Source organism: Parasphingopyxis lamellibrachiae, assembly GCF_003385775.1.
In the GTDB taxonomy this organism is placed as follows: Bacteria; Pseudomonadota; Alphaproteobacteria; order Sphingomonadales; family Sphingomonadaceae; genus Parasphingopyxis; species Parasphingopyxis lamellibrachiae.
This window is the reverse complement of record NZ_QRDP01000004.1, coordinates 1,815,260-1,841,669: the sequence shown is the minus strand read 5'-3', so window position 1 is coordinate 1,841,669 and position 26,410 is coordinate 1,815,260. Positions and strand designations below refer to the sequence as shown.

Below are 26,410 nucleotides of genomic sequence, written 5' to 3'. Positions count from 1 at the left end.
GCAAAGGGAAGCCGCATGACCGATATTCTCACGATCCGCCGGCCCGACGACTGGCATGTCCATCTGCGCGACGGCGCGATGCTGGAAGCCGTGGCGCCTTATACGGCGCGCCAGTTCGCCCGGGCCATCGTGATGCCCAACCTCGCCAGCCCCGTGACGACGGTAGAGGCCGCCCGGGCCTATCGCGAACGGATCCTCGCGGCGCTTCCCGAGGGGCATGATTTCACGCCGCTGATGACGGCCTATCTGACCGATACGATCGATCCCTTGGAACTCGCAGCCGGCCATGCCGAGGGCATATTGACCGCCGCCAAGCTCTATCCGGCCGGCGCGACCACCAATTCCGACAGCGGCGTGACGGATATCAGGAATATCCATGGCGCGCTGGAACAGATGGAAGCGATCGGTATGCCGCTTCTCATCCATGGCGAAGTGACCGATCCCGAGATCGATATCTTCGACCGGGAGGCGGTGTTTATCGAACGTACGCTCGAGCCGCTGGTCAGGCGGTTTCCGGCGCTCAAAATCGTTCTCGAGCATATCACGACGGCCGATGCCGTGCAGTTTGTCGAGAGCGCCGGGCCCACTGTTGCAGCGACGATCACCCCGCATCATTGCGTTATCAACCGCAATGCGATTTTCGATCGGGGCATCCGCCCGCACGCCTATTGCCTGCCCATTGCCAAGCGCGAGAAGCACCGGCTTGCAGTCCGGGCCGCCGCGGTATCCGGATCGGCCAAATTCTTTCTCGGCACGGATACAGCGCCCCATGCGCGCGGCGACAAGGAATCGGCCTGCGGATGCGCAGGCATCTTCAACGCGCCCTTTGCGCTGGAAAGCTATGCGGCGGTGTTCGATGCGGAAGATGCGCTGGACAGGCTTGAGGCTTTTGCTTCGGAAAACGGCCCGCGTTTTTACGGCCTGCCGCTGAACGAGGGGACGATCACCCTGCGCCGCATATCGACAGCGGTGCCTGAGCAGTTGACGGCAGGCGGAACGCAGCTCGTTCCTTTCCAGGCGGGCGAGACGCTGGGCTGGACGTTCGGGCCGTAAACCCGATCAGGCGGCAAGCCGTGCCCGCGTCCTGTTTGCATGTGCGGTGCGGATCGAATCGAAGGTAAACAGCGCCAGCCCTGCCCAGATCAACGCAAAGCAGAGGAGCTGGCCGCTGTTCAACGGCTCATTGAAGACGAACGCGCCAATCAGAAAGACCATTGAGGGCGCGACATACTGGATGAAACCGAGCGTCGTCAGCGTCAGTCGCTTGGCGGCTGCGGCGAACAGCATTAGCGGGACGGATGTCACGGCGGCTGAGAAAATGAGCAACATGTCCGTTTCCAGACTCGCACCGAACATCAGCCCACCAGCCATCCCCAGCCAGATCAGATAGGCGACGCACACCGGGCTGAGCAGCAACGTTTCGACCGCCAGCCCCTCTATCGCGCCGGCATCTGTGACTTTCCGGATATAGCCGTACAGCGCGAAGGAGACAGCCAGTGAGACGCTGATCCATAAAGTGTCGAGCGCGCTGACTGCCAGTATCGCTACGCCGATGGCGGCAAGGATAATTGCGGCAAGGGTTGCGGGCCTCAGCTTCTCTTTCAGCAAAACCGTGCCAAGGACGACGTTGAGCAAGGGGTTGAGGAAATAGCCGAGGCTAGCGGCAAGGATATGCTCATGAGTGACAGCCCAGATATAGACCAGCCAGTTGCCGCCGATCAGCGTCGCCGATGCAGTCAGGGCGAGCAGGGTGCGCCGGTTGCGGAAGATTATGCCGAGATTCCGCACCTTCCCAAGCACCAGCAGCAGAGCCAGCAGCAGGCCGACGGACCAGGTGATCCGGTGCGCCACTGTCTCGACCGCCCCGACATGGTCGAGCAGCTTGAAATAGAGCGGAACCAATCCCCAGACGAGATACACGCCGATGCCAAAGCCATATCCGGCCGTCGTGTTCTGCTGATCGTCCATGGCGGTGCGCTAGTCGGTTAGCGCCATCCGTGCCACACGAAAATTGTTGTTGAAGCAGAAGGCATATTTGTTTGTCGGACCCGACCTGTCGGACGGATGCAGACTGGAGCCGCGCCTGAGGCTGAGGTTAAGGCGAAAGTCTGACAGACACTTCCCGGCGCGGCGATTTCCTGCTCGGGGAATTCCGGCGAGCTAAAAGGGCAGCCAGCGCCGGTTGCGGCTGAAATTCATATAGCCGATATTGGCTCCGAGCCTCAGGCCCGCGCCAAGCCGGATGGGGATCAGCACCTTGTCGCCCGAGCGCAGGTAACTCGCGGTCAGTCCTCCCACCAGATAGGCATTGCCCGATACGGCGGGAAAGCGGCGGAACAACTCTTCGGTGTCGTACAGATTATACACCAGGACAAAGGTCGACGCGCCGTTCGCGCCGGCATCGAAGCCGATAGAGGGGCCGGTCCAGTAAACCGGTTGCTCCCCCTCGACGGCGTGGAACAGCGTACCCGATCCGTAACGCAGACCGAAAATAAACGCGCCGCCAGCCTCGCGGCCGACGATATAGCCATTGGGTTCGCCCTGTTCGGAAAGGATATCCTGGATCATCCGGGCCAGCCCTTGGGCACCGTCCCCGAAAAGGCCGTCGGCGGCGGCGATCAGATCGTCCTGCTGATAGGTTGTGCGCCGTTCTTCTTCGCCCGGAACCGTCGGTTCGGCGGGCGTAGCGGAATCGCCCGCATTGCCGTCAGGCGCTGCGCCATCCTCATAGCCGGGCGTATCGGGAATATAGTTGGGATCGCTGTAAACGGTCGTATCGTCTTCGGCCGTAACATCGGGATCGAAGTCGGGGCCGTCGTTGAACGTCGCGCTATTGTCGGTCGTCGTGCCGCCGCTCTGATATGCGCTGTCGTCGAGCGCTGCATCCGGATCGACAGTATCGACCTGACCCGGGGCCGGCGACAGTGCCATCCCGGCAAGGCCGAGGGCCGCGACAATGGAAATCAGCGGTTTCTTGATCATCACGTATACCCCGGTACAGCTTAGCCTTACAGTTTTACGCCGCCGTCGGACTCCCGCGCAATCAAGGGCGGGACGAACGGAGTCGGTTGCGCGCCGAAATGAGTCCATTTCCCGGTTTCCCGCTGTCCGAACCGATGGTATCGGGCAGTGCGACTAGTTGTTGATCGCGCTGGCCCGCATGGCTATACGCGCCGTTCGGCTGAGTCAGGACACGTGGGTGAGTGGCTGAAACCACCGGTTTGCTAAACCGGCATACGGAGATTATCCGTATCGAGGGTTCGAATCCCTCCGTGTCCGCCAGCCGCCGGACTTTCGCAATGAACTGGTCCGGCCTTTGGCGTTTTTCTGAGAAATGGATTGCCAGCCTTGCCCGGGACCACCGGCAACGATGTCGATAGACTGTTTTGGGCCAGGGGATAACGCTGTTTCTTCTTCTTTCGTCCCCATGAGCAAGTCCGCGAACAAAGTTCTTCCGGGGTTCCCCCTGGATGCCCTGCCGGATTTCATCGCTGAGCAACGGTAAACGAAAGGAAGGAATGTTAAAGCTTTCGCGGTTTGCTGTTAGCCGCCTGAAAAGCTTTGCAATTCAGTTATTTGCTAATTCCGCATCGAGATTCGTCAAATCGGAATTTGAAATCTGGGTGGATGTTGGCTCTCCACCGATCCAATAAGAAGCAATGGGAGGGGGCCTTCAGATGAGATCGAACCTGTGCTCGAAAGATCGGTCAACAAGGTGAGCGGGCGAGTGACGCGCTGGAGCATCCCGTTTTTTGCTTTAATCCTGTCATGCCTGGCTTCGCCGATGGTCGCCGCGTCGACTGTGACCAGTCCGCATGCGGAGGCGGCGGAACTGCGGCCGATGACCGCAGTCGATTTGGTCGAAATGCAAAGATTGGCAGCTCCATTGCTATCCAGCGACGGACAAATTCTCTCCTACCGCCTCTCTGAAGCGGACTGGCAGGAAAATGAAATTCGGCGAACGGTCGCGCTGCGCAACCTGACGACGGGGGAGGCGATCGATCTTTCCGGCCTCGCTATCGCCGATCTTCTCGAGCGGCAGATTCACTGGCAACCGAACCATTCGGCATTCCTCGCAATTGGCGAACGCGATGCGGACGGAGAAGAAGAGGAGACTGGCGAAAGCGAGATTGAGCATGATCAGGCCTATCTTATCGATCCCGCAACGGGATCGATCGAGCGACTGACCAACCATCACGACGACATAGGCGATCCGATCTGGGCGCGAGATGGCCTGTCCTTCTACTTCCGCAGCGACGCGGAGCCCGAGCCCCATACCGACTGGATAATAGAGCCATTCGACACAGCCCGTCCCGATGCGCTTTACCGCCAGGCACTCGGCACCGACCAAGCGACGCCCCTGGTCGACGACGGAGGATATCTCTCCGGCTACGCGCTTTCGCGCGATGGCAGCCATATTCTCTATCGAAGGAGAGAGAGTGGCGGGTCGGACGACGCGGCGCTCAACGAGCTCTGGCTGCTGACGATCGAAACCGGCGCGACAACCCGCCTGACCGCCAATGACTATGGTGAATCTCGCGCGCAGCTGTCGCCCGATAATCGCCGGTTTGCCTTTATCGCCACCGTCAATGCAGACGGCGCGCCCTATTATGAGGACAACCTGTTTGTCCAGCAGGTCGGAGAACCGCAGCCGCACCTGCTTTTCCCGGATGTGCCGGTCGAGGTGCTGGACTTTGCCTGGACGCGTGCCGGGGATGCGCTTTGGGTGCTGGGCAATATCGGGTTGCGCACCGAACTGTTTCGCTATGATTTCGAACGGCGGCAGCTGGAGCGGATCACGCGCGGCGACCAGGCGATAGACGACTGGCGTTATGATCCGGAACTCGACCGGCACATCGCAATTGTCCGGACGCAGGAAAATCCGGGCGAAATATACGAGATAAACGTGGCGGACGGTGCGTTGCGGGCTTTGACCGATCACTATGCCGACTGGCCGCAGCGCTTTCGCCTGCCGCGACAGGAAGCGGTTCGCTGGCGCGGTGGTGACGGGCAGGAAATCGAAGGGTTGCTCGCCTATCCCGTCGGATATGAACCAGGCGAACGCTTCCCGCTTGTCACTATCACCCATGGCGGTCCGCGTTCCTCATCCCAGTTCGGCAGCTGGAACGTTTCCCGCTACGTCCCCGTGCTTGCAGGGCAGGGTTATGGAGTCCTATTGCCGAACCATCGCGGCGGCACCGGTTATGGCGATGCGTTCATGCGTGACATGGTCGGCAATTATTTCCGCAACGCGCATCTCGATGTCCTGGCCGGGATCGATGCGCTGATCGCCCGCGATCTTGCCGATCCCGATCAACTGATAAAGATGGGCTGGAGCGCCGGCGGGCATATGACGAGCAAGCTCATCACCGTTACCGACCGTTTCGCAGCTGCGTCTTCCGGCGCGGGCGTGGCCGATTGGGTATCGCTCTATGGAGAGAGCGACAGACGGCGCGGTCGTACGCCCTGGTTCGGTGGCACGCCATGGGAAGAGAATGCGCCCTATCAGTCGTTCCGAGAACAGTCGCCGCTTGCCGATGCGTGGAATGTGCGCACGCCGACACTGTTTTTTTCCGGCGGCGATGACGAGCGTGTGCCGCCAACACAATCGATACTGATGCACCGGGCGGTGCGCGCGGCCGGTGCGCCGACCGAACTCTATATTGCCGATGGCGAGCCGCATAATTACCGCGAGCCGCGAAACCAGCTGTTCAAGATCAATCGCGAACTGGAATGGTATGCGCTCCATCTCGGTCGTCCCGCTTATGATCCGGTACTGCCTATATTGCCGGAAGCGGAAGATGCGGTGGACGAAGAGGAAGAAGAAGCGCAGGAATCGGAAGAAGGGGCCGCGCCAGAAGAACCGGAGCCGGCCGATACTCAGCTTGAGGAGGCAGGAGCCAGATGATCGAAACGCCTCTGATAACCAACGATGCGGTAATTCTCGGCCTGCTGGCCCTCGTACTCGCTTTTGTCGGCTATACACGGCAGCTGGGCGGAGGTTGGACGCGCTTCTACACCTTTGTGCCCGTTGTCCTCGTTTGTTATCTGGTCCCCTCGCTGATGGTGACTTTCGGCCTGATCGGCGTCGAGAATTCGAGTCTCTGGCCGATCGTTCGGGACTATCTGCTGCCGGCGGCGCTGATCCTGTTGACCCTGAGCATCGACCTTAAGGGTATCATCGGTCTCGGCCCGAAGGCCCTGATCATGTTTTTTACAGCCACAATCGGCATCGTCATCGGCGGGCCGATAGCCTTGTGGCTCGTCGCCCAGTTCGATCCTTCGGTGCTCGGTTCGGGCGACCAGGCGGCATGGCGGGGCCTGGCCACGCTTGCCGGAAGCTGGATCGGCGGCGGAGCCAACCAGACGGCGATGCTCGAAATCTACCAGTTCAACCCGGAGAATTATGGTGCATTGGTGGCGGTCGACATCATCGTCGCCAATCTGTGGATGGCTTTTCTGTTATATGGTGCGGGTGCTCCGGAGCGGATCGACGGCTGGCTGAAAGCCGATACCAGCGCGATTGACCGGCTGCGCGATCGCATGGCCGACTATAGTGCCTCGGTCGAACGCACTCCATCGGCCAACGACCTGATGCTGCTCGTTGGATTTACTTTTGCGGGTGTCGGTTTCGCCCATTTGCTGGGTGGCTGGTTGGGCGGTTTGTTCAGCGAGATGTATGGAGGAGAAGAAGGCGTATTGGCGTCCAGCTTCTTCTGGATTGTGGTCATCGCCACCTCAATCGGACTGGGGGCGAGCTTCACCAAAGCGCGGGACCTTGAGGGGATTGGCGCTTCGAAAGTTGGAACGGTTTTCATCTTCGTGCTCGTGACAGTGATTGGGACGAAGATGAACATTCTCAACCTTCGCGATGCGCCTTCCTTCATGCTGATCGGCCTCATCTGGATGCTCATACATACGGTTCTGCTGATCATTGTCGCCAAGGCCGTCCGCGCGCCCTTCTTCTTCCTCGCCGTGGGCAGCAAGGCCAATGTCGGCGGCGCCGCTTCCGCGCCGGTTGTCGCGGCGGCCTTCCATCCCGCTCTCGCGCCGGTCGGCGTTCTCCTTGCCGTTCTGGGCTATGCGCTGGGAACCTATGGAGCGATCCTCACCGCTGAGTTGATGAGAATGGTCACATCGTGACGCGACCGGTCAGACGGATCTACGGAATTTGCGATTCCGCGTCTTTCTTTGTGCCGGACAGTGAACCGCCCACATTCGCCCGGCGGCTGGCGGCGCTCGCCTGTAAAGAGGAACCGATCGTCTGCTATGTCGGCGCGGCCCGCGGCGACAATCTTGAGAGGATCGCGGCGTTCCGGAATTTGATGGCGCGCGTCGGCGCAAAACCGGTTGTTTTGGAGCTTTACGATCCGCCGTCAGACAAAGCCGATGAGTTTTTCGAAGGTGTCGATATCGTCTTTGTTGACGGTGGTTCAACCCGGAATTTGTTGGCGCTGTTCAGGGAATGGGGCGTGGGCGATGCGCTTCGCGCGGCCTATGCCTCTGGTGTCGTCGTCGCGGGTGCGAGTGCGGGCCTCAACATCCTGTTCGAATGGAGTATCACAGACTCGATCAAGACACAGATTGAGCCGATCCCGGGGCTGGCCGTTCTGAAAGGCTGCATTTGCGTCCATTTCGATGTGAGCAGTGCCCGCGTACAAGCCTTCTGGAATTTTACCGGCGATCACCGGATGGCCTTTCCGGCTTATACGCTGGACGAAGGCACGGCCATTGAGTTCCAGAATGAACGGCTTAAGAATTTCGACTCGATCAGGGAACAGGCGGGCATACGCAAAGTATCGCTGTCCGGCGGTGAGATCGATTATTGCGCGATGCCGGTGCGCTTTCTGGGTCAGGCGGGAGCATCCGGCAGCGCTTGCTGACAATGTGGATACTGACATTTGCCGAGACCGTCAGGCCTTGGTCAGTGCTTTCCAGATTTCTCCGACCAGCGGGCTGCTGTTGCTCACCGATCGGTAAGCCCTGATTGTCAGCAATGTCGAGAAATCATCCGAAACCAGTTGCAGTCCCTGATCGGACGGATCTCCGGGAACGACGGTTTCGGGAAGCCATGCAACGCCGAAACCGCTTTGAGCAGCGGACAACATGCTTTCGACGAGCGACGCGCGGTACACGGTGCGCAGGCGTTTTCTGAAAGGCGCCTTGCGTAGAAGCTGTTCGAACACGCGCGACATGAAGGAAGTCCCCGAATATTCGATATAGGGTATTCCGGTTTTTGCCGTGTCGTTCAGGTCGATAAGCTCTGCCGTGTTGCTTTGGTAAGGCCGGATTCGGTGTTCGGCGATTTCGATGCTGGGAAATTGGGCAGGGTCGACGTCGAACGATATGGACGGATGGTCGTAGCAGATGAAGAAATCGCAGGTGCCGATGCTGAGTGCTGTCAGATATTCTTCGACCGTCCGGGTTTCAGCGATAATCGATGCAGAAAAGGGGCGGATCTCCTGCCGCAATTCGCTGATCAAGTCGGGGATGAATTTCAACGCCAGGGTATGCAGGCAGGAGATGGTGATGCTGTTGTCGCCCATTCTCGAATATTTGTTGGCGAAGGCACGGGCTTCGTATGACTGATCGACTATCTGCCGCGCAGTCTTGATGAACTCTTCTCCGGCCATGGTCAGCTTGATCGGATGCGCCGAGCGATCGAAGAGGCTCGCGCCAATCCAGAGCTCCAGAGACTGAACGCGACGGCTTAGTGCCGACTGGGTCACGAACCGGTTTTCAGCCGCTTGTCCGAAGTGTCCCTTCTCGGCAACGCAGATGAAATCTTCCAACCACTTCAACTCCAAAAAACGTCTCCTTATCAACGCTTTGCAATTTTCGCATTGCGACATTCCGATTATGAATTTGCCGTCAATTCAGCAACCGTTTCATTTGGCAAGCAACAGGAGAGATTCCCGACGGAGCGCCGCAAAGCAATCCTGAGGGGAGGATAGCTCAATGATCGAACTAAACAACATACTTAATCGTTCGTCCTTTTCGGCGATGTTTTCGGGGGTCTAAAAGATGCAAAAATGTAAGAATATTTTCCTGACCGGCGTATCTGCTGGTGCAGTCCTTCTTATGCAGGGGCAGGCATTTGCGCAAAGTGATGGCGCGGCTTTAAGCGACGCGCAGAACGACGCACCGTCGAGCCAGACCGCAAGCAGAGGCAATCGCGGGGCGGCCATCGTTGTCACCGGTTCGCGCATCGAGCGCGGCGCCGAGGATTCGGCTGTACCCCTCCAGGTTTTCGGAACAGAAGATTTCGACGATATCGGCTCGACCGATCTGGCCGAAGCAATTACCCAGTTGCCCGGCGTTGGCGACGGCGTGTCGGTTCAGAGCAGTAACAACCTCATCCAAACCAGCGGCCTTTCGTCGATCAGCCTCCGGCGGTTGGGCGACGATCGGACGCTTGTCCTGATCAATGGCCGACGTGCGGTATCGAATTCGGGCAATTCCGATCGGGTCAGCCTTTCTACATTGCCGGTCGGTTTTGTCAGTCGCACGGAAGTGACCACCGGCGGCGCCTCGGCGATTTACGGATCGGATGCGATCGCGGGTGTGGCAAACTTCATCCTCAACGACTCCTTCGAGGGCTATGAAATCGACGCGCGCTATTCCATGCCCGAGGCGAGCGGCGGCGAAGAATATCGCATCAATGGCCGTGTCGGCCTACGCTTTGCCGATGATCGCGGCTATTTCATGACTGCTGTGAGTTATCGTAACGAGAATGCGGTGTTTGCCGACAATACGCGTCCGCTCTCGGTGCTGGCGGTGGAGTTCGATGATCCGGCAACGGGATCCAACGACACATTTGCCGATGAAATCAACACGCCGGGCTGTGACCCCAACAATGAAGATCGATTCTGCCTTGTCGGATCGCGGAGCGGTTCGACTCCCGGTGGCGTGTTCGAAGGCGGCGATGCCTGGTTCCGCGATGGGCAATGGTTCAACGATAAGTCGCTGCAGCCGGCGGACCGGACGGGTAATCAGGATTTCTTTGCCGATTTTGACGGGTTCAACTTCCGGCCCGGCCGCACGCTCCACGGTTCGCGCGAGATCCTGAATATCGGTGTGCATGGCAGCTATGAATTCTCGCCCTCTGTCGAACTCTCTGTCGTTGGACTGTTTTCGCGCGTGGATTCGGAAACCCGCGGCGGGTTCGAAACGCTGAACGACGATGATTCATTCGGCAATCTTGACGCATTCGAGATTGGCAATATGGCGAGCGATCATCCGTTCATCCCTCCTGAGGTCGAAGAAACGAGAAGCGGTTCGGTCTCTTTTGACCGCCGCTTGGTCGAACTCGGTGAGCAGGCCCGTATCAACAGGCGTGACACCATCCGGATCATGGCAGATCTCGATGGCACGTTGACTGATGATATCGATTGGACTCTGTTCGGCACCTTCGGAAGGTTCGAACAGAATCAGCGCAATCCGAATGAGGTCAACTTTCTCGCCGCCCAGTTCGCGCTCGACATCGAGCCGAACGGTGCTGGCGGTTTCCAATGCGCCGATGCGGGGGCCAGGGCAGCAGGATGTGTCCCGCTGAACATCTTTGGCGAAGGTTCGATCTCGGATGCTGCCGCTGACTATATCCGGTACAATGGCCGTGGTAGCCAGACGCGCCACCAATATACGGCCGGTGGCTATATTCGCGGCAATCTGTTTCAGCTGGGCGATGGCGACGTGAAGTTCGCCGCTGGCGTCGAATATCGTCGCGAAGAGCAGTCGACGACCGGCGATCCGGATGGCGATCCCGTGGGCGGCGTCGATGGCGACCCCACGACCGACGACTTCAACATTACCTCGCTGGCGACATTCCCGAGCGTCGAGGCGAGTTTCGACGTGATTGAAGCCTTTGCCGAAATCGACATCCCGATCATCGCCGACGAACTGTTCCTGCAGGCCGCGGCGCGGATCTCGGAATACAGCACTGTCGGCACGATCTTCAGCTACAATGTCGGCGCGGTCTGGCAGCCGACGGACGCGCTGCGCTTCCGAGCCCAATATTCCCGGTCTCAACGGGCGCCGAATCTGACCGAGATTTTCTCGCCGCCCCGGCCGGATGCGGACGATCTCAGGGACCCGTGCGACGGCCTCTTCCCGGACGGGTCTGGGCTGTCTGCACCGGACAGCGTCGGCGGCGAAACGGTCAGTCTCGGAACGGTTGCGGCAAACTGTCTTTCGGAGCCCGGCATTCAGGCCTTCTTCGCCAATCCCGATAATGCGGGTGAGCCGTTCGAATTCGATGGCAGCACCCAGGGGCCCAATTCGGGCAATCCCAATGTGCAGGAAGAAACGGCCGATACATACACCTTTGGTGTAGTGTTTGCGCCGCCCTTCGCGCCCGGGTTGACGCTGATCGCGGACTATTACCGGATCGAGATTAGCGACGCGATCACATCGGTCAGTACGCAGAACACCGTCGATCTTTGCTATGCAGCCGACGATTTCCCAAACAACAAATTCTGCGATGTCATTTCACGCAATCCGTTCAATGGCGATGTGGTCGAGGTCATAAATTTCCAGGAGAATCTGGAAGAGGAGTTGGTGGAAGGCATCGACTTCACACTCAACTATGATGGGATAGAATTTGGGATTATCCCGGGCGAGTTCGACATCAATTTCCGCTACTCCCGCTATTTCAAACAGCAGACGACCTTCATTGGACTGGGCGGAACGGTGATCACGAACAGCCCGCTCGGAGAGATCGGCAACGGTCGCGATGAGTGGCGGCTCGGCGTCGGTTACCGCAATGGCGGTTTCCGCTTGGCGTATACGGTTACCTACGAAGGTGGCGGTGTCGACGACCTTGTCAATGATCCGTTCCCGTCAAACGATCGTTACTTCCGTGTCGGCGGACAGGATTTTCACCGGATTTCGGCCCGATACACTTTCGGTCCGGATGACAATTACCGGATATCGGCGGGCGTCAACAACATCTTCAACAATTACGGGCCGCTGGTCCCGAGTGGTACGGACAACGGAAGTTCGCTGAATATCGTATCGTCGTTGAACGATGCGATCGGACGTGAATATTATGTCGGTTTCCGGGCGCGCTTCTAGAAGCCCGAAGCGCGTACGGTTCCGATGATCGCTATCGTGGAGGCCCCGCTACCCGGGAAAGAAGCCGCATAAGACCTATCGGGCGGGATCTGGGAGCCTTCAGCGGTCACCCGGCAATATCGAACACACACGTCGTTCGCGGGAAGATGGGAGAGCAGGTCGAACCGCTCGCCTCATCTTCCCGCGAACGACGAGCCTTTTTTTCGCGGTGCCGCTCCCGGTCTTGTGGGCCGGGCAGCTATGCGGCGGACACTCCCAACCAGAACAAGCGCTTGGGTACGACGTTCGGCTATTGCAATAGCGGCAATCAGACGCGCTCCGGCACCGACGCCTTTGACTATGAGCCGGCGGCTCTGGCCACTCAATCCAGCAACTCTTGGATCGCGGCGAGCAGAGCCGGATCGTCGGGTGGCGTGTCGGGGCCGAAGCGGGCTGCTATCTGGCCGTCGCGCGAGACGAGGAACTTCTCGAAATTCCACAGGATCTCGGGTTCGTCCCAGATCGGAATATCTTTGCTCGCCAGCCGCTCGCGCATAGCGTTGCCGTTGGGGCTTGCCGCTTCGGACTGCGCGGCGGTGAGCGCGGCGTAGAGCGGGTGGCGGTCCTCGCCGGCAACGCTGATCTTTGCAAACATCGGAAAGCTCACATCGTAGGTCAGCGAACAGAATTCCGCGATTTCCTCCTCGGTGCCGGGTTCCTGCGCCAGGAAGTTGTTGGCGGGGAAACCGAGTATCACGAGGCCCTTATCCCTGTTCGCGCGGTAGAGCGCCTCAAGGCCCTCATATTGCGGGGTGAGGCCGCATTTCGAGGCCGTGTTGACGATCAGCAGGACCGAACCCGCATAGTCGGCCAAACGGGCGTCCTTGCCGTCTATGGTCTTGAGCGGGATAGATTGGATAGCGCTTGTCATGATCGGATTTCCTGAAGGATGTTCGGTTGGGGGATCAGTATCGTATGCCCTTGGCGGCCAGTCTCTCGTGGAGCGCAGGGTCGACCGCTGCCTCATGCGCCTCGCGCAGCTGGATGATCGAGGCGAGCGGCGCTTCGGCATAGTGAATGGCGCGCCAGCCCTCCGCTTTCTTGCGCAGCACCATGGTGATCCGCACCGGCCCGCCAAACGGCCTCGGGTACAGGCGGTTGCCGGGAATGTAGGTGCTCCAGTTGGCGTGGAAGAAAGCGATGGCGACATCGGTGCTGGCGTGGGTGACGCTCAGATCGCGCCAGGTCAGCAGCCGTTCCGATTGGGAGCGGTCGACGCCCCAATAAGCGAGTATCGCGTCCCAGCCATGATGCGGCGCGCATTCCTCGGCCAGATAGACCGGATTGTCTTCGCTCTCGTCCCACAGGGCGCGCATGGCGGGAACGTCATAAGCATTCCAGGCTTCGAAATAGGCGTCGAGATAGGCGGAAATCCGGTCGTGCAGGACGCTCATTCGGCATCGCCCATGCCAAGTTTGGTGAGCGACAGCGGTTTGCGCGGAATGCTGACCGTTTTTTGGTGCATGTAGAAAGCTTCGGCCGCCTGGCCGCCTTCCGCGCCGACGCCGGATTCGCGAAAGCCGCCGAACGGCGCGCGCAGTTCGCGCATCATCGGCGTGTTGCACCAGATCGTGCCGGCCGAGATTTTCTCCTGCGCTTCCATGACGGTGGCGATATTCTGCGACCAGACATAGCCGACCAGGCCGAAGCGCGACCGGTTGGCGATGGCATAGGCTTCTTCGACGGTATCGAACACCATCACCGAAGCGAATGGCCCGAAGATTTCATCCTGACACAGGCGGTCTTCATTGGACTCGACCAGAGCGATGGTCGGATCGAAATAGAAGCCCCGGTCGAAGCCGTCCGCCCGTTTGCCGCCGGTCAGCAATTTGGCCCCGTCCTTGTCCGTTTCCGGGACGAAGCTCATGACATGCTCATAATGGCGCCTGGAGGCGAGCGGGCCGACTTCCGTCGCTGCGTCGCGCGGTGAACCCACCCTGATCGCTCGGGCGCGCTCGACAAAGGCGTCGAGGAAACGGCCGGCGATGCTGCGCTGGACGAGGATCCGCGATCCGGCCAGGCATTGCTGGCCGTTATTGGTGAAAATGCCGATCAGCGCGCCATCCAGCGCCTGTTCGAAATCCGCATCCTCGAAAATGATATTGGCGGACTTGCCGCCGAGCTCCATGATCGAGGGCTTCAGATTCTCGCCGGCCGTGGCCATGATCCGGCGGCCGGTTTCGGTGCCGCCGGTAAAGGACACGCAGTCGATATCGGGGTGGCGCACCAGCCGGTCGCCGGTGGTCGCGCCATTGCCGTTCAGCAGGTTGACGACGCCCTGGGGCAGGCCCGCCGACTGGATGACCTCGACAAGCCTGGACAGGGCGAGCGGGGCCTGTTCGGCGGGCTTGAGTACGCAGCTGTTGCCAAAGGCGATGGCCGAGGCGACTTTCATCGAGCCCAGCGTGATCGGCGAGTTCCAGGGCGAAATCAGCGCTGCGACGCCGACCGGTTCGCGCCGGACATAGGTCAGGTAATTCGGGTCCTGCTCGTAGAGCTCGGCGGTCATCTGGCCGATATAGTCGGCGAAGAAGCGAAAATTGTTCGCCGCGCGGCCGACCTGGCGATCGCGCACCTGGCTATAGGGTATGCCGGTGTTCGCGCATTCGAGATCGGCGATTTCGTCGGCGGCGGCTTCGACCGCGTCGGCGCAGTCCCGCAGGACCTGCTGGCGCCCGGCAACGCTCATGTCGCGCCATTCGCCGCGTTCGAAGGCGGCGCGGGCCGAAGCGACCGTGCGGTCGACCAGGGCGTCCCCGGCGTCGGGGATCTCGGCGAGAACCTCTTCGGTTGCGGGATCGACAACGGGGACCGGATCGCCGGTGCCGTCAATCGATTCTCCGTCGATAATGGCGCTGTGTATGCGGGTCATCTGGCAGGGGCTCCTTTGATTGGTGCGAGGGCCTCGGCGAGGCGGGATCGCCAGCCGGTGGGCGCCGGCAGGCCGACAAGGTCGCTGAGCCGGTTCGCGAGGCAAAGATTGGAAGAAAGAAGGGCCGGCCCGCTATCGGCGGCGTCGGCGATCAGCGCGAGAGAAGGCATGCCGGTGCCGCTCAAGAGGACCGCATCGATTTCGAGCCGGCCGAGCGCTTCGGCGGCTGGCCGGGCGTCTTCGCTGCCCAGCGTGTAGATGCTGCGCGTATCGCCGCTGCCCGTGTCGATCCGGCGGACCTCGACCAGATCGAAGCCTGCGCCTGTCCAATAGGCGCGGGCCGCTTCGGACAGGGCCGGCGGATAGGGAGAGGCCAGGGCGATCCGCTTCGCGCCGAGCTGCGCCAGCTGCCAGCGGATGGCGGCGGTTGCGGTCACGACCGGATAGCCGAGACGCTCTTCGATGCGCTCGACGATGCGCACTTCCGCATTCGCATCGATCAGGTAGGAAGAGCCGGTACAGCCGAAACCGTAGGCATCGGGGCGCAGCGTATCATATTGATCGAGGCTCGCCTCCAGCCCCTCGAGATAGTCGCGCAGCCGCTGCATGGGATCGTCCGACGAGCTGGTCAGCCGGTTGACGGCCAGTGCGCAGCCGGGCGGCAGGATGATCCGCAGTTCCGCCTCGACCGTCGGATTGGCCTGGGGCGTGCCGATGCCGATCATCGCGGTCCGCCCATAATCGTAGCGCCGGCCGCTCATGCGATTTCTGCCGCTTTGCGGAGTCCGGCGATCATCGAACTGCGCAGCAGATGTTCGCGGGCGGCGTCCGGGTCTCCGGCGGTACGCTGCAACGCCGCCAGCGATTCGCGGCGCCTGGCCGGGTCGCGTTCCTGCATGCGGGCGCGGTTGCGATCGGCCTGGTTGAGGATCTCCTGTTCGGCGATCGGCCGCCGCCGCCGCGTATAGCGGTCGAGCACGTCCATGGACGCCCCGTTCAGCACCTCCTCCAGCGTTGCGACCAGTTCGAACGCGTCATGGATGCCGCCATTCATCCCCATGCCGCCCGATGGCGAATTGAGATGGGCGGCGTCGCCGGCCAGCATCACCCGGCCGGAACGGTAATCGTCGACGATCCGCATATGGATCCGGTAAGGCCGGATTTCGTCGACCTGGTGATTGCCCGCGATGGGAACGATCTCCTGCAGCTTGCGCTCGATGCTGGCCGGTTCCAGGGCGTCCTCGATACTCTCCTCGCCATCGGGATAGAGGCTGCAGCGCCACAATCCGGGCAGATGCAGGAGACTGAAGGTGCCGCCCTCTTTCCAGACATAATTGACGTTGGACAGGCCCTCCAGATGCTCGTCGAAAGGAAAGCGCGTGGTCGCGAGAATGGTCGTTTCGGGATAGGTCTTGCCCTCGAAAGGAAATCCGAGCGCGGAACGGACCGCGCTGCGCGCGCCATCGGCGGCAATCAGGAACCCGGCTTCGTCGGCGGCAGCCACACCTTCCGTATCGCGCAGATCCAGGCGGACCCCGTCTGCGTCCTGGGTAACGCCTTCCACCTTCATGCCCATGCGGATGTCCGCGCCCTTGTCGCGCAGCATGGCCAGCATGATCCGGCAGAGCTTGGATTGTTCGCATTGCAGCCGATAGGGGTGGGCGGTCGAATCGGCGATCACGCCGAGATCGAACACGGCCCGTTCCCCGCTGGGGTGCATGCGGATCTGCCAGGTCGGGCTGACCAGCCCCTGGGCGACCAGGGGCGCCGCGACGCCGAGCGTGTCGAGCATGTCGAGCGTCGGCGGATGGAATGTCGAGGCGCGCAGGTCGTCGAGCAGTTCGGGTTCCGCTTCATAGAGGGTGAAAGGAATTTTCCGTGCCTGCAACAACAGGGCCGCCGTCAGCCCCACAGGCCCTGCCCCTACGATGATTACCGGTTTTGTCTGCGTCATTCTCGTCCGAACCCTTGCGATCTGATTTGTATTAGATATAAGACTATTCAACCCGCGTAATTGCAAGCTGCGCAATTGGCAAGGCAGCATCGGCAATCGTGCGACAATGTATTTTCGGGTTAGGCGAGGGAATCTATGGCCAGTACAGCAGACAGGCTTTCCGAACGCAGGAATTCGGTCATTCCCGACATCGAGGCGCTGCCCGAATCGACGCTCGACGAGCGGGGGCGGCAGCGTTTCTGCAGTGCGCTGCGCCGTTTCGCGATCCAGGACATGCCGGAAATGCTCCACAAGGATTTCGACCACCGGGTCGCGCCGGCGCGCCAGTCCGAAGGGGTGCCGCTGGATGACGCGCTGGCGATCGAGGATGCGATGGAGGGTGAGGCTTCCTACCGGTTTTACAGCACGCTGCGCTACAACGCCCAGGAAATGTGTTTCCAGTCGGTACAGGAGCCGATCGAGCGGGCGCTGCCCGAAATGATCGATCTGGCCCGGGCGGCGCAGGAGCGCAATCCGGCCGGAGGCTCGTTACGGCTCGATCCGGCGCTGCCCGTTCCCGACTATGTTTCCCAGCTAGACGTGCATCTGACGCCAGGCTGTTTTCACAAGGAATGGGTTGCCGACGATGTTGCCCAGGGGGCTGTTGTGGCGCTCGGTGCGCGCGTCTTTTCGGCCAGTATGAGCCATCGCAGCTGGGGCGGCGTCGCCAAGGTGATCAGCCGCTGGCTCAAGCATGAACGCCACGAATTCGCCCCGACCCGGATGCTCGACATCGGCACCTCGTCGGGCAAAAACCTGATGCCCTATGTGCAGGCCTTTCCCGGTGTGGAGGCGCATGGCGTGGATGTTGGCGCGCCGCTGCTGCGCTACGGCCATGCGGTGGCCGAGCATGAGGGCATTCCCCTCCATCTCAGCCAGCAGAATGCCGAGGCCCTGGATTTCCCGGACGGGCATTTCGATCTTATCGTCTCAAGCTTCTTCTTTCACGAGATTACGGTCGATGCGACCCGCAAGGTGCTCGCGGAATGCCGCCGCCTGCTGCGGCCGGGCGGGATCATGGTCCATCAGGAGCTGCCCGCGACCTGCCTCGTCGATGCCTGGGAAGATTTCTTCTGGAACTGGGACACCGAACATAACAACGAGCCGAACTATACCGATTTCCGGGCGCAGGATCCCGCCGTCCTTCTGGAGGAGGCGGGCTTCGAGCCGGAACGCAATTTTGCCCATCTGCTGCCCGACCTCGGCGCCTATCCCGACCGGGCCGAAGCGTTCGGCTGGAACGAGCCCGGCCGTCCGCGCCATGGCAAGGGCGCCTGGTATGTGTTCGGCAGCAGCCTCCCGTCCTAGGGCGATCGACGACTCTCAACGAAAACGCGCGTAAGCGCCCTTGGTAAGGAATGCCTTGTGAACATTGACCGGAACAGTGGCTGGTATCGCTGGTATGTAGTTATCCTGCTTCTCCTCGTCTTCATCCTTTCCTATTTCGACAGGTTCATCCTCTCGCTCGTCGTTGAGCCGATCAAGGAATCGATGGGGCTGAGCGATTTTCAGATCGGTCTGCTGCTCGGCCCGGCATTCTCGATATTCCATGTCGCCGTCAGTATCCCGCTCGGGCTGCTGGCAGACAAATGGAGCCGGAAATGGCTGCTCATCGCCGGGCTGGTCATCTGGTGCACGATGACGACCATGAGCGGTTTCGCCATGTCGTTCCTGCCGCTGCTGATTTTCCGTCTCGGCCTTGGTCTTGGCGAGGCTGTCGTCAGCCCGTGCTCGGTGTCGATTATCAGCGACTATTTCAAGCGCGGCGACCGCGCCCGCGCGATCAGCCTCTATATGGCCGGGCCCTATCTCGGCGCCGGTCTGGCGTTTCTCGCCGGCGGCATGCTCGTGTCCGCACTGCACGATGTCGGCCATGTCGAGTTTCTCGGCCGCTCGTTTGAGCCCTGGCAGATGACATTCCTGCTGGTCGGCGCACCGGGCATGCTGTTCGCGTTGCTGCTGATGACCGTCAAAGAGCCGCCCAAGACAGATACGATCAGCGAAACGCCGGAAAGCGGATCGAAGATCAGCGCGGTGCGCTACATGCTGGACCGGTGGCGGGGTTTCGGCGTCTTGTTTGCCGGTTCGACATGCAATTTTGCGATGGCGACGCTGACCTTCTGGAATGTGCCGCTATTCTCACGCGTGTGGGGATGGGACGTGATGACGATCGGTGCCGTCACCGGGTTGTTCTACTTCACCGCCGGACCGATCGGCACAGCGCTTGCGCTATGGTCGAGCAAGCGGCTCGGCCGGGATGGCGATATGGGCGGGATGTACACGCTCATCCTGGGCCTGTGCATTACGGTACCGATGAGCGCGCTCTACCCGATCATGCCGACGGCCCAGCTTGCCGTCGTGGCCATGTTCATCGCCTTTATCGGCAAATCCGCGGCAACCGCCGGCGGCCCTGCTGCGCTGCAGATGATTACACCGGGCGAGATGCGCAGCCGTTCGGTTGCCATCTTCAACACAGTAATTACTCTGGTCGGTCCGCTGCTCGGGCCGCCATTGATCGGTGCGGCTACCGACTGGTCGGGCGATCCGCGGTCGATCGGCGTTGTCCTGTGCGGTTTCGTCCTCTTCGTCGGCATACCGACGATTCTGGTGATGATTTTTGGCCTCAAACATTATCGCAAACTCGCCAAGGATATGACGGTCATGACGACCGCGATGGACGATCGGGACGCCGCCGCGGCAGCGCTTGGTCCCAAAGGAGCGGCCGCCTGATAAAAAGTTATGGGTACAATACAATTGAGGCTGTTTTCGCACATGGCCATGCCCAGGAATCCAGTGACCCGAAGGTGATGCAATGACGCTACCCATCATGACGGCGCTGCCAGGCGAGCGCCGCGGCTATGTCGACGGCCTTGACGGCCAGCTCCATTATCGCAGCTACGGGGAGGGCCCGCCGGTGCTGCTGGTTCACCAGGCACCCTGGTCCTCGCTCCAGTTCCGGCATGTGCTGCCACGGATCGCCGATGCCGGTTTCCGCGCTATTGCCGTCGACCTGCCCGCGCACGGCATGTCCGATCCACCGAAGACGCCGGGCATCGAATGCTATGCCGATAACCTCGCAAAGCTGCTGGGGGCTTTCGGCTCCGGGCCGGCGGTCGTGCTCGGCCATCGCGGCGGCGGCCTTGTGGCAGGCCGGCTGGCCGCAGAGCATCCGGAGCTCGTCTGCGGGCTGATCCTCGACAATGCGCCCTTCTACACCGAAGCGGAGCGGGCCGCGCGGATCGGGAAATTCCCGGACAATCAGACGATCGCGCCCGATGGGAGCCACATTACCGACCGCTGGGCCTGGGTGCGGGAAAAGGGCGATCCCGACTGGAGCGACGAGACCGTCCATATCGCGGTTATCACCTATTTCCTTCACGGGCCCTGGAAGGAACATGGGCACGGAATAATCCCGTTCTACGATTTCCGGGCGGACGTGCCGCGCATCGCCTGCCCGACGCTTGTCATAGCAAGCCGGACAGATCCGATCTTTCCCTGGGGCGGGCAGATTGCCGAGGCGAGGCCCGACTGGGCCTATGCCGAATTCGCCGGGGGACCCGGCATGGTGTTCGACCGGCCTGACGAGTGGTGCGACCCAGTGTTGTCTCACATAGGACAATTTACCGAATTTGATTCGGAAATCTCGTAGGCCGGTGTCACATAATTACCCGCAGAGTTGCTAGATCGGCAATTTAAATATCTGTAAAAGAAGAGAAACATGGGATTTTTTCATGGAATGGTGAAAACCATTGGACTATGCATCAAATTGATATAAAGATAAGACAAATAGATTACAGGGTTGGGCCGGTCGGGCGACGTTCGCCCTGTCGGGCTAGAACGAAAATCACGCAATGCAGAAATCGTGGAGGGCTGCAAAGATGACATATAATACCATGGGGCGCGCTATTCTGGTGGGTGCAACACTTCTTTCGTCGACATCCGTGCTGGCGCAAACCGCCGCCGCTGAAGCTGGGGCGTCGAACGCGCCGCCGCCGATCATCGTAACGGCGCAGCGCCGTGAGCAGTCATTGCAGGATGTGCCGCTGGCCGTCTCCGCGTTCGGGTCGACCGAACTGGAAACCATGCAGGTAAGCAATACACTGGACCTGGTGAATTACGTTCCAAACCTTATCGGCCATCACAACACCGCCGTTGGCACCGCCAACGCCTATTCGATGCGCGGCCTTTCCAACACGGAATCGATCTCGACCTTCGATCCACCGGTCGGCACCTATATCGATGACATCTATGTTTCTCGTCAGGGCGCCAACAACTTCTCGCTCTTCGACGTCGAGCGGGTTGAGGTTCTGCGTGGGCCGCAGGGCACTTTGTTCGGGCGCAACACAACGGGTGGCGCGATCAACGTGATCATGGCGCGTCCCCAAGACGAATTCGGCGGCTATGCCGAAATCGGTTACGGCCGTTTCAACCGGGTCCAGCTTCGCGGCTCCGTGGATGTGCCGCTGATCGCGGATTCCCTGCTCACCAAAGTGTCGGGCTATTATATCGAATCCGATGGTTATGTGCGCAACCAGATCACCGGCGAGCGTCTGAATGGCGAGGAGAATTGGGGTCTTCGCGGCGCTGTCCGTGCCCGGCTTTCCGATTCCGTGCTGTGGGACGTGTCGGCCGACTATATCCATAACTCCAATGCGAACCTGCCGCATTTCTATGATCCGACGACAGATCAGCGGATCACCTTTACCCGGATCAGCACGGAAAATCCGCTTGGTCCGGGTCTCGTATCTTCGCGTCTTGCCGATAACGCAGCCGGCAACCTGGCCGAAAGCTATTCGGTCAGTTCGAACATCGAAGTCGAAATCGGCAGCGACGCGACGCTGAATGTCATCACCGGCTATCGCCATCTCTATCAGGAGTTCCTGACCGAAAGCCTTGCCGGCGCGACCGGGGTTGTGATTGACGGCGTGAACCTCGTTTCGGCCCGGCCGGGAACCGGTATTCCGCTTGCGAGCGACAGCTGGCACGGCCAGTTCAGCCAGGAGATCAAATTCAGCGGCAGTGCTTTTGACGGCGTGCTCGATTATGTCGCTGGAGTCTATTACATCAACGAAACCAACGAGACCGACTTCGCGAATCTGGTTGCGATCATCAACGGCCCGACATTCCGGAACGGCGACCGTGTCATGTCCAACGACACCGAAGCCTATGCCGGCTATATCCAGGGCGATCTGCACGCAACGCCCGAACTGACGCTTACGGCGGGCATTCGCTATACGGACGAGCGCAAGACGATCGAGTTCTCGCCCAACGCGAATCCGCTGCCACCGACGTCGCGGGCGGTTCCCTTCGACACGCAGGATCTTATCGATCTGGGTATTCCGACCGAGCAGCGTTCGCGCGTATGGACGCCGCGTTTTGCGATCCAGTATCAGGCGGCCGACGATGTGATGCTGTTCGCCTCGGCAACGCGAGGCTTCAAGTCGGGCGGCTGGAATGCGCGGGCCTATTCGCCCGACAATGCCGCTGCCTTCACCCGAGAAACGATTTGGTCGTTCGAGGGCGGTGTCCGCTCCGAATGGTTCGACCGTCGTCTGACCGTGAACCTGACCGGCTTCTACTTCACCGACTATGATCAGCAGCTGCCGGGTGGCGGTCTCAACCCGCTCACCGGTTCGATCACCTACCTGACCCGCAATGTCGCCGATATGGAGAATTATGGCATCGAGGCCGAAATCTCTACGACGCCGGTCACCGGGCTGAACCTATTCTGGTCGTTCGGTCTCCAGGATGCGAGCTATAAGAATATAAACAGCGTCACCCAGGCCCAGCAGGCGGATTGCCTTGCCGGCGACGTGACCGCCTGCAATGTCAGCGTCGTCACCCCGAACGGGGGAATCGCGGAGCCGACACGTGCGCCATCCTTCACCTCGACTGTAGGCGGCAGCTATAATTGGGAGCTCGGCAACGGTTTCTCGCTCCAGCCTTCGGTGAACTGGAATTATATCAGCTCGACCTGGGTCTCGACGTCGAACGATCCGCGCGGCTTTCAGCCAGGCCATAGCGTCGTGAACGCCGGCCTTACGCTGCGTTCGGAAGCGGGCTGGTCGCTTGGCCTCGAATGCAACAACTGCTTCGACGATCTCTATATGACTTCGTTCCTGATCTACCCGTATCTGAGCGAGCCGGGTCGTTGGATGGCGCGGTTGCGTTACGACTTCTGATATTGTGCTATACCGGGAAGCGGGCGGTTCTCATGCTGCCCGCTTCCCACTTTCTCGGGCAAGAGGTTCCATGACTGACGGTGCCGGTGAGACTCCGAATACAGACGTAAAGCTGCCACGGTCGAGCAAGGGCGCGCGATCGCGCTTTTTCGACGATCCCGCTATCGACCAGATGATGACCTTCTTTCTCGAGCTGATGGCCGAGACGAATGCGCTCCGCGAGCGCGTCGATACGATCGAACGGCTGCTCGACGAAAAGGGGAGCATAAGCCGGGACGAGATCGAAGCCTATCGCCCCGACGCCGATGGCGAGGCCGAACGTTCGGCCTGGAGCCAGGCGTTCCTCAAGCGGGTGATGCGGTTTCACGAACCCGATTGAGCGTGACCGCTTATCCCAATCTCTTCTCGCCTCTGACGGTTGGTCGCCGGGCGCTCCGCAACCGGATTGTCCATGCCTCGACATCGACCCATTATGCCGATCGCGGTCATGTTACCGACCGGCTGATCGCCTATTATGCGAACCGGGCGAGAGGCGGAGCGGCGATGCTGGTAAGCGAGCCTATGGCCATGCTCGGCTGGCAGAAACTGCCCACCCGTCCGCATGTCCTGTCCGGGATCAATCGCGATAGACTGCCTCGCTGGGCCGAGGCTGTGGCCGGTGAAGGTTGCCTGATGCTCGGCCAGGTGCAGGACAATGGTCGCGGATTTCGCGCCGGGCACCGCAATCTTGAGGCGCGCGGGGCGTCGGCCCTCCCCGACGACCTTAGCTGGACCGTGCCGCGAGTACTGGATACCGGCGATATCCACCGGATGATTGACGAGTTTATCGCTTCGTGCGGGATGCTGGCGGACGCCGGTTTCGCAGGCGTCGAGATATCGGCCGGGCATGGCCATCTCTTCCATCAGTTTCTTTCTGCCCGTTCCAATCGCCGCGAGGACGAATTTGGCGGCGACCTAGCCGGCCGTGCGCGGCTACTGGTGCTGCTGATGCAGGGTATCCGCGCGCGTTGTGGTTCCGATTTCCTGATCGGCGCGAAACTGCCTGCCGAGGATTTTTCCCAAAACGGTGTCGGGCTTGATGAGGCCGAGGCGATCACTGCGCTGCTGCGCCGTGATGGCGAGATGGACTATCTCACTTATTGCTGGGGCAGCCATTCGGAATCGCTCTACACCCATCTTCCGGACAATCATGGGCCGCGCACGCCTTATGTAGAGACTATCCATCGTCTTGGCCGCGCGGCTGCGCCCGATGTGCCGCTCGGTGCGCTGGGCCTTATCACCGATCCCAACGAGGGCGAACGGATCGTCCGTGACGGGCTTGCCGATCTCGTCATGCTCGCCCGGCCGCTGGTCACCGATCCGGCCTGGCCGATCAAGGCGGAACAGGGGCGCGAGGCGGAGATTCGCTACTGCGTTTCCTGCAACACCTGCTGGCACATGATCACATCGGGCCGCGGATTGCTCTGCGACAACAATCCCCGTGTGGGCGAAACCGACGAGGCGGACTGGACACCCGCCCCCGCTCCCGAGCCCAAACGCGTTGCGGTGATAGGGGCCGGTATAGCCGGGATGGAAGCAGGTTGGGTCGCAGCGGCACGCGGCCATACGGTCTGTATTTTCGGAACCTCGGAAGAGCCCGGCGGTAAGACGCGTCTCCACGCCAGTCTGCCGGGGGGCGAGGGGCTCAGCAGCATCTATGACTATCAGCAACTCGCCGCTGGCCGCCACGGCGCGGAAATACGGCTCGGCCATCGGGCAACGCTCGAGGACATCCTCGCCTTCGAACCCGATATCGCCATATTGGCGACCGGTTCGAGACCGGCCTGGCCATCCTGCCTGCCGGAGGAATGGCGCGACGAGGGCCTAGTGCCCGATCTGCGCGAAGCTGCGGGGCTGTTTCTCGAACATCGCGGGCGCACGCCCGGTACGGTCGTCATTTATGACGAGGACAACACCGCCTTCGTCTATGATGCCGCCGAAATGCTGATGGAGCGGTTCGACCGGGTGGCGATCCTCACGCCCCGCGAAAGGCTGGCAAGCGATGAAGCGCTGGTGGTTCGTCAGGGCGTCTATCACCGGCTCTATTGCAAGGGCGCGACCATCCTGACTTCGGTGCGTCCGCTGGCGACCTCCCGGCTGGAAGAGGCCGAAATCGCCTATGAAAATGTCTATAGTGGCGAGACCGGCGTGATCGGCGATGTCGCTTTCCTGACCTATGCAACGGCGCGGATTCCCGATGACGCGCTGACCGCCCCGCTCCGCGATGCCGGTGTTGCGCTGCACAGTATCGGCGATGCCCGGGCTCCCCGTATCCCGCTGAGCGCGACGCGCGAGGGCTATCGCATCGCCATGGAAATCTGACGAAAGGAAAATGGGCATGTATCCCGATCTGCAAGGAAAAGTTGCCGTCGTAACCGGCGCTGGGCGCCGCAAGGGCCTGGGCGAAGCCATCGCCCGCAAGCTGGCCACCGATGGGGTGAAACTTGTTATTCACGATCTTGGGGAGGCCAAGGGGGAGCTTGCTCCGGCGCACGGCGTCGGCGCGTCGGAAGAAATGGTCGAAGTTGCCGAAGGGCTGCGCGCAATCAACCCCGATGTCAGCACCTTCCAGGCCGACATGCGCGAAGAGGCGCAGGTCGAAGCGCTTATCGCCCATGCCGTGAAAACCTATGGCAAACTCGATATCCTCGTCAACAATGCCGGTGTCGGCTATCTGTTCGGCCCGCTTGTCGATGCGACCCAGGACATGTGGGATACGGTGCTCAACGTGAATCTGCGCGGCGCGTTCTTCGCCATGAAGCATGCGATCCGCCAGATGCAGACGCAGGAGATCGAGCAGGACTGGGGCCGGGGCCGGATCGTTTCGATCGGCAGCCGCGGTTCAAAATCGGGTTCGGCGCTGACCTCTTCCTACATCGCGTCCAAGCACGGTCTTGTCGGCCTGACGCGTTCGGCGGCCATCGAATATGGCGGCGAACAGATCACGGTGAACGCGGTGTGCCCCAATCATGTGACCACGGGCCTCGGCTCCTGGCAGAATGACTATATGGCCAAGAAACGCGGCCAGACCGTTGAGGAATATCTGGCGGCGATGCGCGGCCGTATCCCGCTCGGCCGCGTCGGCGAGGTCGAGGATACCGCAAATGCCTGCGCCTTTCTGTGTTCGGGGCAGGCCCGCTATATTACCGGCGAGGCGATGAATGTTTCGGGCGGCGAGGAAATGCACTGAGCGTGACCGGGCCTGCGTCCCGT

Annotated in this window: 20 protein-coding genes and 1 tRNA gene; 13 read left to right on the top strand and 8 right to left on the bottom strand. The window is 60.8% G+C overall.

Features of this window, described 5'->3' with window-relative positions:
- The first annotated feature begins 15 nt into the window (after positions 1-15).
- Positions 16-1,053: a dihydroorotase gene (gene pyrC / locus DFR46_RS09105; protein ID WP_116236166.1), complete on the top strand. Its 1,038-nt coding sequence runs from the start codon at positions 16-18 to the stop codon at positions 1,051-1,053.
- 6 nt (positions 1,054-1,059) lie between these two features.
- Here pyrC and rarD read toward each other — a convergent pair whose 3' ends face one another.
- Positions 1,060-1,968, bottom strand: a complete 909-nt coding sequence (gene rarD, locus DFR46_RS09100) for an EamA family transporter RarD (protein ID WP_245953776.1) — start codon at positions 1,966-1,968, stop codon at positions 1,060-1,062.
- Positions 1,969-2,160: 192 nt separating this feature from the next.
- Positions 2,161-2,982: a DUF1134 domain-containing protein gene (locus tag DFR46_RS09095; RefSeq protein WP_116236165.1), complete on the bottom strand. Its 822-nt coding sequence runs from the start codon at positions 2,980-2,982 to the stop codon at positions 2,161-2,163.
- Between the two features lie 207 nt (positions 2,983-3,189).
- Between DFR46_RS09095 and DFR46_RS09090 the strand changes: the two genes are divergently transcribed.
- The 4 genes from DFR46_RS09090 (at position 3,190) to DFR46_RS09075 (ending at position 7,883) form a co-directional block, all read left to right on the top strand.
- Positions 3,190-3,282: transfer RNA gene (locus DFR46_RS09090), tRNA-Ser, on the top strand.
- Positions 3,283-3,841: 559 nt separating this feature from the next.
- Positions 3,842-5,908, top strand: coding sequence for a S9 family peptidase (locus DFR46_RS09085; protein ID WP_211306407.1), 2,067 nt, complete (start codon positions 3,842-3,844; stop codon positions 5,906-5,908).
- The gene (locus DFR46_RS09080) at positions 5,905-7,143 is read left to right on the top strand and encodes a DUF819 family protein (RefSeq protein ID WP_162843449.1); all 1,239 of its coding nucleotides are present in this window, start codon (positions 5,905-5,907) and stop codon (positions 7,141-7,143) included. The genes DFR46_RS09085 and DFR46_RS09080 overlap by 4 nt, the downstream gene beginning before the upstream one ends.
- On the top strand, positions 7,140-7,883 hold the full coding sequence (locus DFR46_RS09075) for a Type 1 glutamine amidotransferase-like domain-containing protein (protein WP_162843448.1): 744 nt from the start codon (positions 7,140-7,142) through the stop codon (positions 7,881-7,883). The genes DFR46_RS09080 and DFR46_RS09075 overlap by 4 nt, the downstream gene beginning before the upstream one ends.
- A 30-nt stretch (positions 7,884-7,913) precedes the next feature.
- On the opposite strand, the gene DFR46_RS09070 is transcribed toward DFR46_RS09075, so the two are convergent.
- A complete protein-coding gene (locus DFR46_RS09070; RefSeq protein ID WP_162843447.1) occupies positions 7,914-8,807 on the bottom strand; it encodes a LysR family transcriptional regulator in 894 nt (297 codons plus the stop codon).
- A gap of 217 nt (positions 8,808-9,024) precedes the next feature.
- Between DFR46_RS09070 and DFR46_RS09065 the strand changes: the two genes are divergently transcribed.
- Positions 9,025-12,072 (top strand): TonB-dependent receptor plug domain-containing protein, encoded by a 3,048-nt coding sequence (locus tag DFR46_RS09065; RefSeq protein ID WP_116236161.1) that lies wholly within the window; start codon positions 9,025-9,027, stop codon positions 12,070-12,072.
- Between the two features lie 361 nt (positions 12,073-12,433).
- Here DFR46_RS09065 and DFR46_RS09060 read toward each other — a convergent pair whose 3' ends face one another.
- Genes DFR46_RS09060 through DFR46_RS09040 form a run of 5 tightly spaced genes read right to left on the bottom strand, consistent with a single transcriptional unit; the run spans position 12,434 to position 16,937 of the window.
- Positions 12,434-12,982 carry a glutathione peroxidase gene (locus tag DFR46_RS09060; RefSeq protein ID WP_116236160.1) on the bottom strand — a complete coding sequence of 183 codons (549 nt, stop codon included), beginning with the start codon at positions 12,980-12,982 and terminating at the stop codon, positions 12,434-12,436.
- Between the two features lie 34 nt (positions 12,983-13,016).
- On the bottom strand, positions 13,017-13,505 hold the full coding sequence (locus DFR46_RS09055) for a nuclear transport factor 2 family protein (protein ID WP_116236159.1): 489 nt from the start codon (positions 13,503-13,505) through the stop codon (positions 13,017-13,019).
- Complete coding sequence (locus tag DFR46_RS09050; RefSeq protein ID WP_116236158.1) at positions 13,502-14,983, bottom strand: aldehyde dehydrogenase; 1,482 nt, start codon at positions 14,981-14,983, stop codon at positions 13,502-13,504. Before DFR46_RS09050 ends, DFR46_RS09055 begins: the two co-directional genes overlap by 4 nt.
- The gene (locus DFR46_RS09045; protein WP_116236157.1) at positions 14,980-15,744 is read right to left on the bottom strand and encodes a maleate cis-trans isomerase family protein; all 765 of its coding nucleotides are present in this window, start codon (positions 15,742-15,744) and stop codon (positions 14,980-14,982) included. Before DFR46_RS09045 ends, DFR46_RS09050 begins: the two co-directional genes overlap by 4 nt.
- Complete coding sequence (locus DFR46_RS09040) at positions 15,741-16,937, bottom strand: FAD-dependent oxidoreductase (protein ID WP_116236156.1); 1,197 nt, start codon at positions 16,935-16,937, stop codon at positions 15,741-15,743. The genes DFR46_RS09045 and DFR46_RS09040 overlap by 4 nt, the downstream gene beginning before the upstream one ends.
- A gap of 135 nt (positions 16,938-17,072) precedes the next feature.
- On the opposite strand from DFR46_RS09040, the gene DFR46_RS09035 reads away from it, so the two are divergent.
- The 7 genes from DFR46_RS09035 to DFR46_RS09010 all read left to right on the top strand — a co-directional run bounded on the left by DFR46_RS09035 (position 17,073) and on the right by DFR46_RS09010 (position 26,387).
- Complete coding sequence (locus DFR46_RS09035) at positions 17,073-18,284, top strand: class I SAM-dependent methyltransferase (protein ID WP_116236155.1); 1,212 nt, start codon at positions 17,073-17,075, stop codon at positions 18,282-18,284.
- 57 nt (positions 18,285-18,341) lie between these two features.
- The gene (locus DFR46_RS09030; RefSeq protein ID WP_116236154.1) at positions 18,342-19,706 is read left to right on the top strand and encodes an MFS transporter; all 1,365 of its coding nucleotides are present in this window, start codon (positions 18,342-18,344) and stop codon (positions 19,704-19,706) included.
- Between the two features lie 82 nt (positions 19,707-19,788).
- Complete coding sequence (locus tag DFR46_RS09025; RefSeq protein ID WP_116236153.1) at positions 19,789-20,625, top strand: alpha/beta fold hydrolase; 837 nt, start codon at positions 19,789-19,791, stop codon at positions 20,623-20,625.
- Positions 20,626-20,854: 229 nt separating this feature from the next.
- Entirely contained in the window at positions 20,855-23,158 is a 2,304-nt protein-coding gene (locus DFR46_RS09020) for a TonB-dependent receptor (protein ID WP_162843446.1), read from the top strand.
- A 70-nt stretch (positions 23,159-23,228) separates the two neighbouring features.
- The gene (locus tag DFR46_RS14820; RefSeq protein ID WP_162843445.1) at positions 23,229-23,537 is read left to right on the top strand and encodes a hypothetical protein; all 309 of its coding nucleotides are present in this window, start codon (positions 23,229-23,231) and stop codon (positions 23,535-23,537) included.
- A gap of 2 nt (positions 23,538-23,539) precedes the next feature.
- Positions 23,540-25,519: an oxidoreductase gene (locus tag DFR46_RS09015; protein ID WP_162843444.1), complete on the top strand. Its 1,980-nt coding sequence runs from the start codon at positions 23,540-23,542 to the stop codon at positions 25,517-25,519.
- A gap of 16 nt (positions 25,520-25,535) precedes the next feature.
- Positions 25,536-26,387 (top strand): SDR family NAD(P)-dependent oxidoreductase, encoded by an 852-nt coding sequence (locus DFR46_RS09010; protein ID WP_211306406.1) that lies wholly within the window; start codon positions 25,536-25,538, stop codon positions 26,385-26,387.
- Positions 26,388-26,410 lie beyond the last annotated feature (23 nt).

Coding starts and splice junctions, on each gene's coding strand:
- DFR46_RS09040 (WP_116236156.1), bottom strand. CDS start 16,937: ATGACGCAGACAAAACCGGTAATCATCGTAGGGGCAGGGCCTGTGGGG.
- DFR46_RS09060 (WP_116236160.1), bottom strand. CDS start 12,982: ATGACAAGCGCTATCCAATCTATCCCGCTCAAGACCATAGACGGCAAG.
- DFR46_RS09025 (WP_116236153.1), top strand. CDS start 19,789: ATGACGCTACCCATCATGACGGCGCTGCCAGGCGAGCGCCGCGGCTAT.
- DFR46_RS09045 (WP_116236157.1), bottom strand. CDS start 15,744: ATGAGCGGCCGGCGCTACGATTATGGGCGGACCGCGATGATCGGCATC.
- DFR46_RS09095 (WP_116236165.1), bottom strand. CDS start 2,982: ATGATCAAGAAACCGCTGATTTCCATTGTCGCGGCCCTCGGCCTTGCC.
- DFR46_RS09020 (WP_162843446.1), top strand. CDS start 20,855: ATGACATATAATACCATGGGGCGCGCTATTCTGGTGGGTGCAACACTT.
- DFR46_RS09080 (WP_162843449.1), top strand. CDS start 5,905: ATGATCGAAACGCCTCTGATAACCAACGATGCGGTAATTCTCGGCCTG.
- DFR46_RS09065 (WP_116236161.1), top strand. CDS start 9,025: ATGCAAAAATGTAAGAATATTTTCCTGACCGGCGTATCTGCTGGTGCA.
- rarD (WP_245953776.1), bottom strand. CDS start 1,968: ATGGACGATCAGCAGAACACGACGGCCGGATATGGCTTTGGCATCGGC.
- DFR46_RS09050 (WP_116236158.1), bottom strand. CDS start 14,983: ATGACCCGCATACACAGCGCCATTATCGACGGAGAATCGATTGACGGC.
- DFR46_RS09035 (WP_116236155.1), top strand. CDS start 17,073: ATGGCCAGTACAGCAGACAGGCTTTCCGAACGCAGGAATTCGGTCATT.
- DFR46_RS09085 (WP_211306407.1), top strand. CDS start 3,842: ATGACCGCAGTCGATTTGGTCGAAATGCAAAGATTGGCAGCTCCATTG.
- DFR46_RS14820 (WP_162843445.1), top strand. CDS start 23,229: ATGACTGACGGTGCCGGTGAGACTCCGAATACAGACGTAAAGCTGCCA.
- DFR46_RS09055 (WP_116236159.1), bottom strand. CDS start 13,505: ATGAGCGTCCTGCACGACCGGATTTCCGCCTATCTCGACGCCTATTTC.
- pyrC (WP_116236166.1), top strand. CDS start 16: ATGACCGATATTCTCACGATCCGCCGGCCCGACGACTGGCATGTCCAT.
- DFR46_RS09010 (WP_211306406.1), top strand. CDS start 25,536: ATGTATCCCGATCTGCAAGGAAAAGTTGCCGTCGTAACCGGCGCTGGG.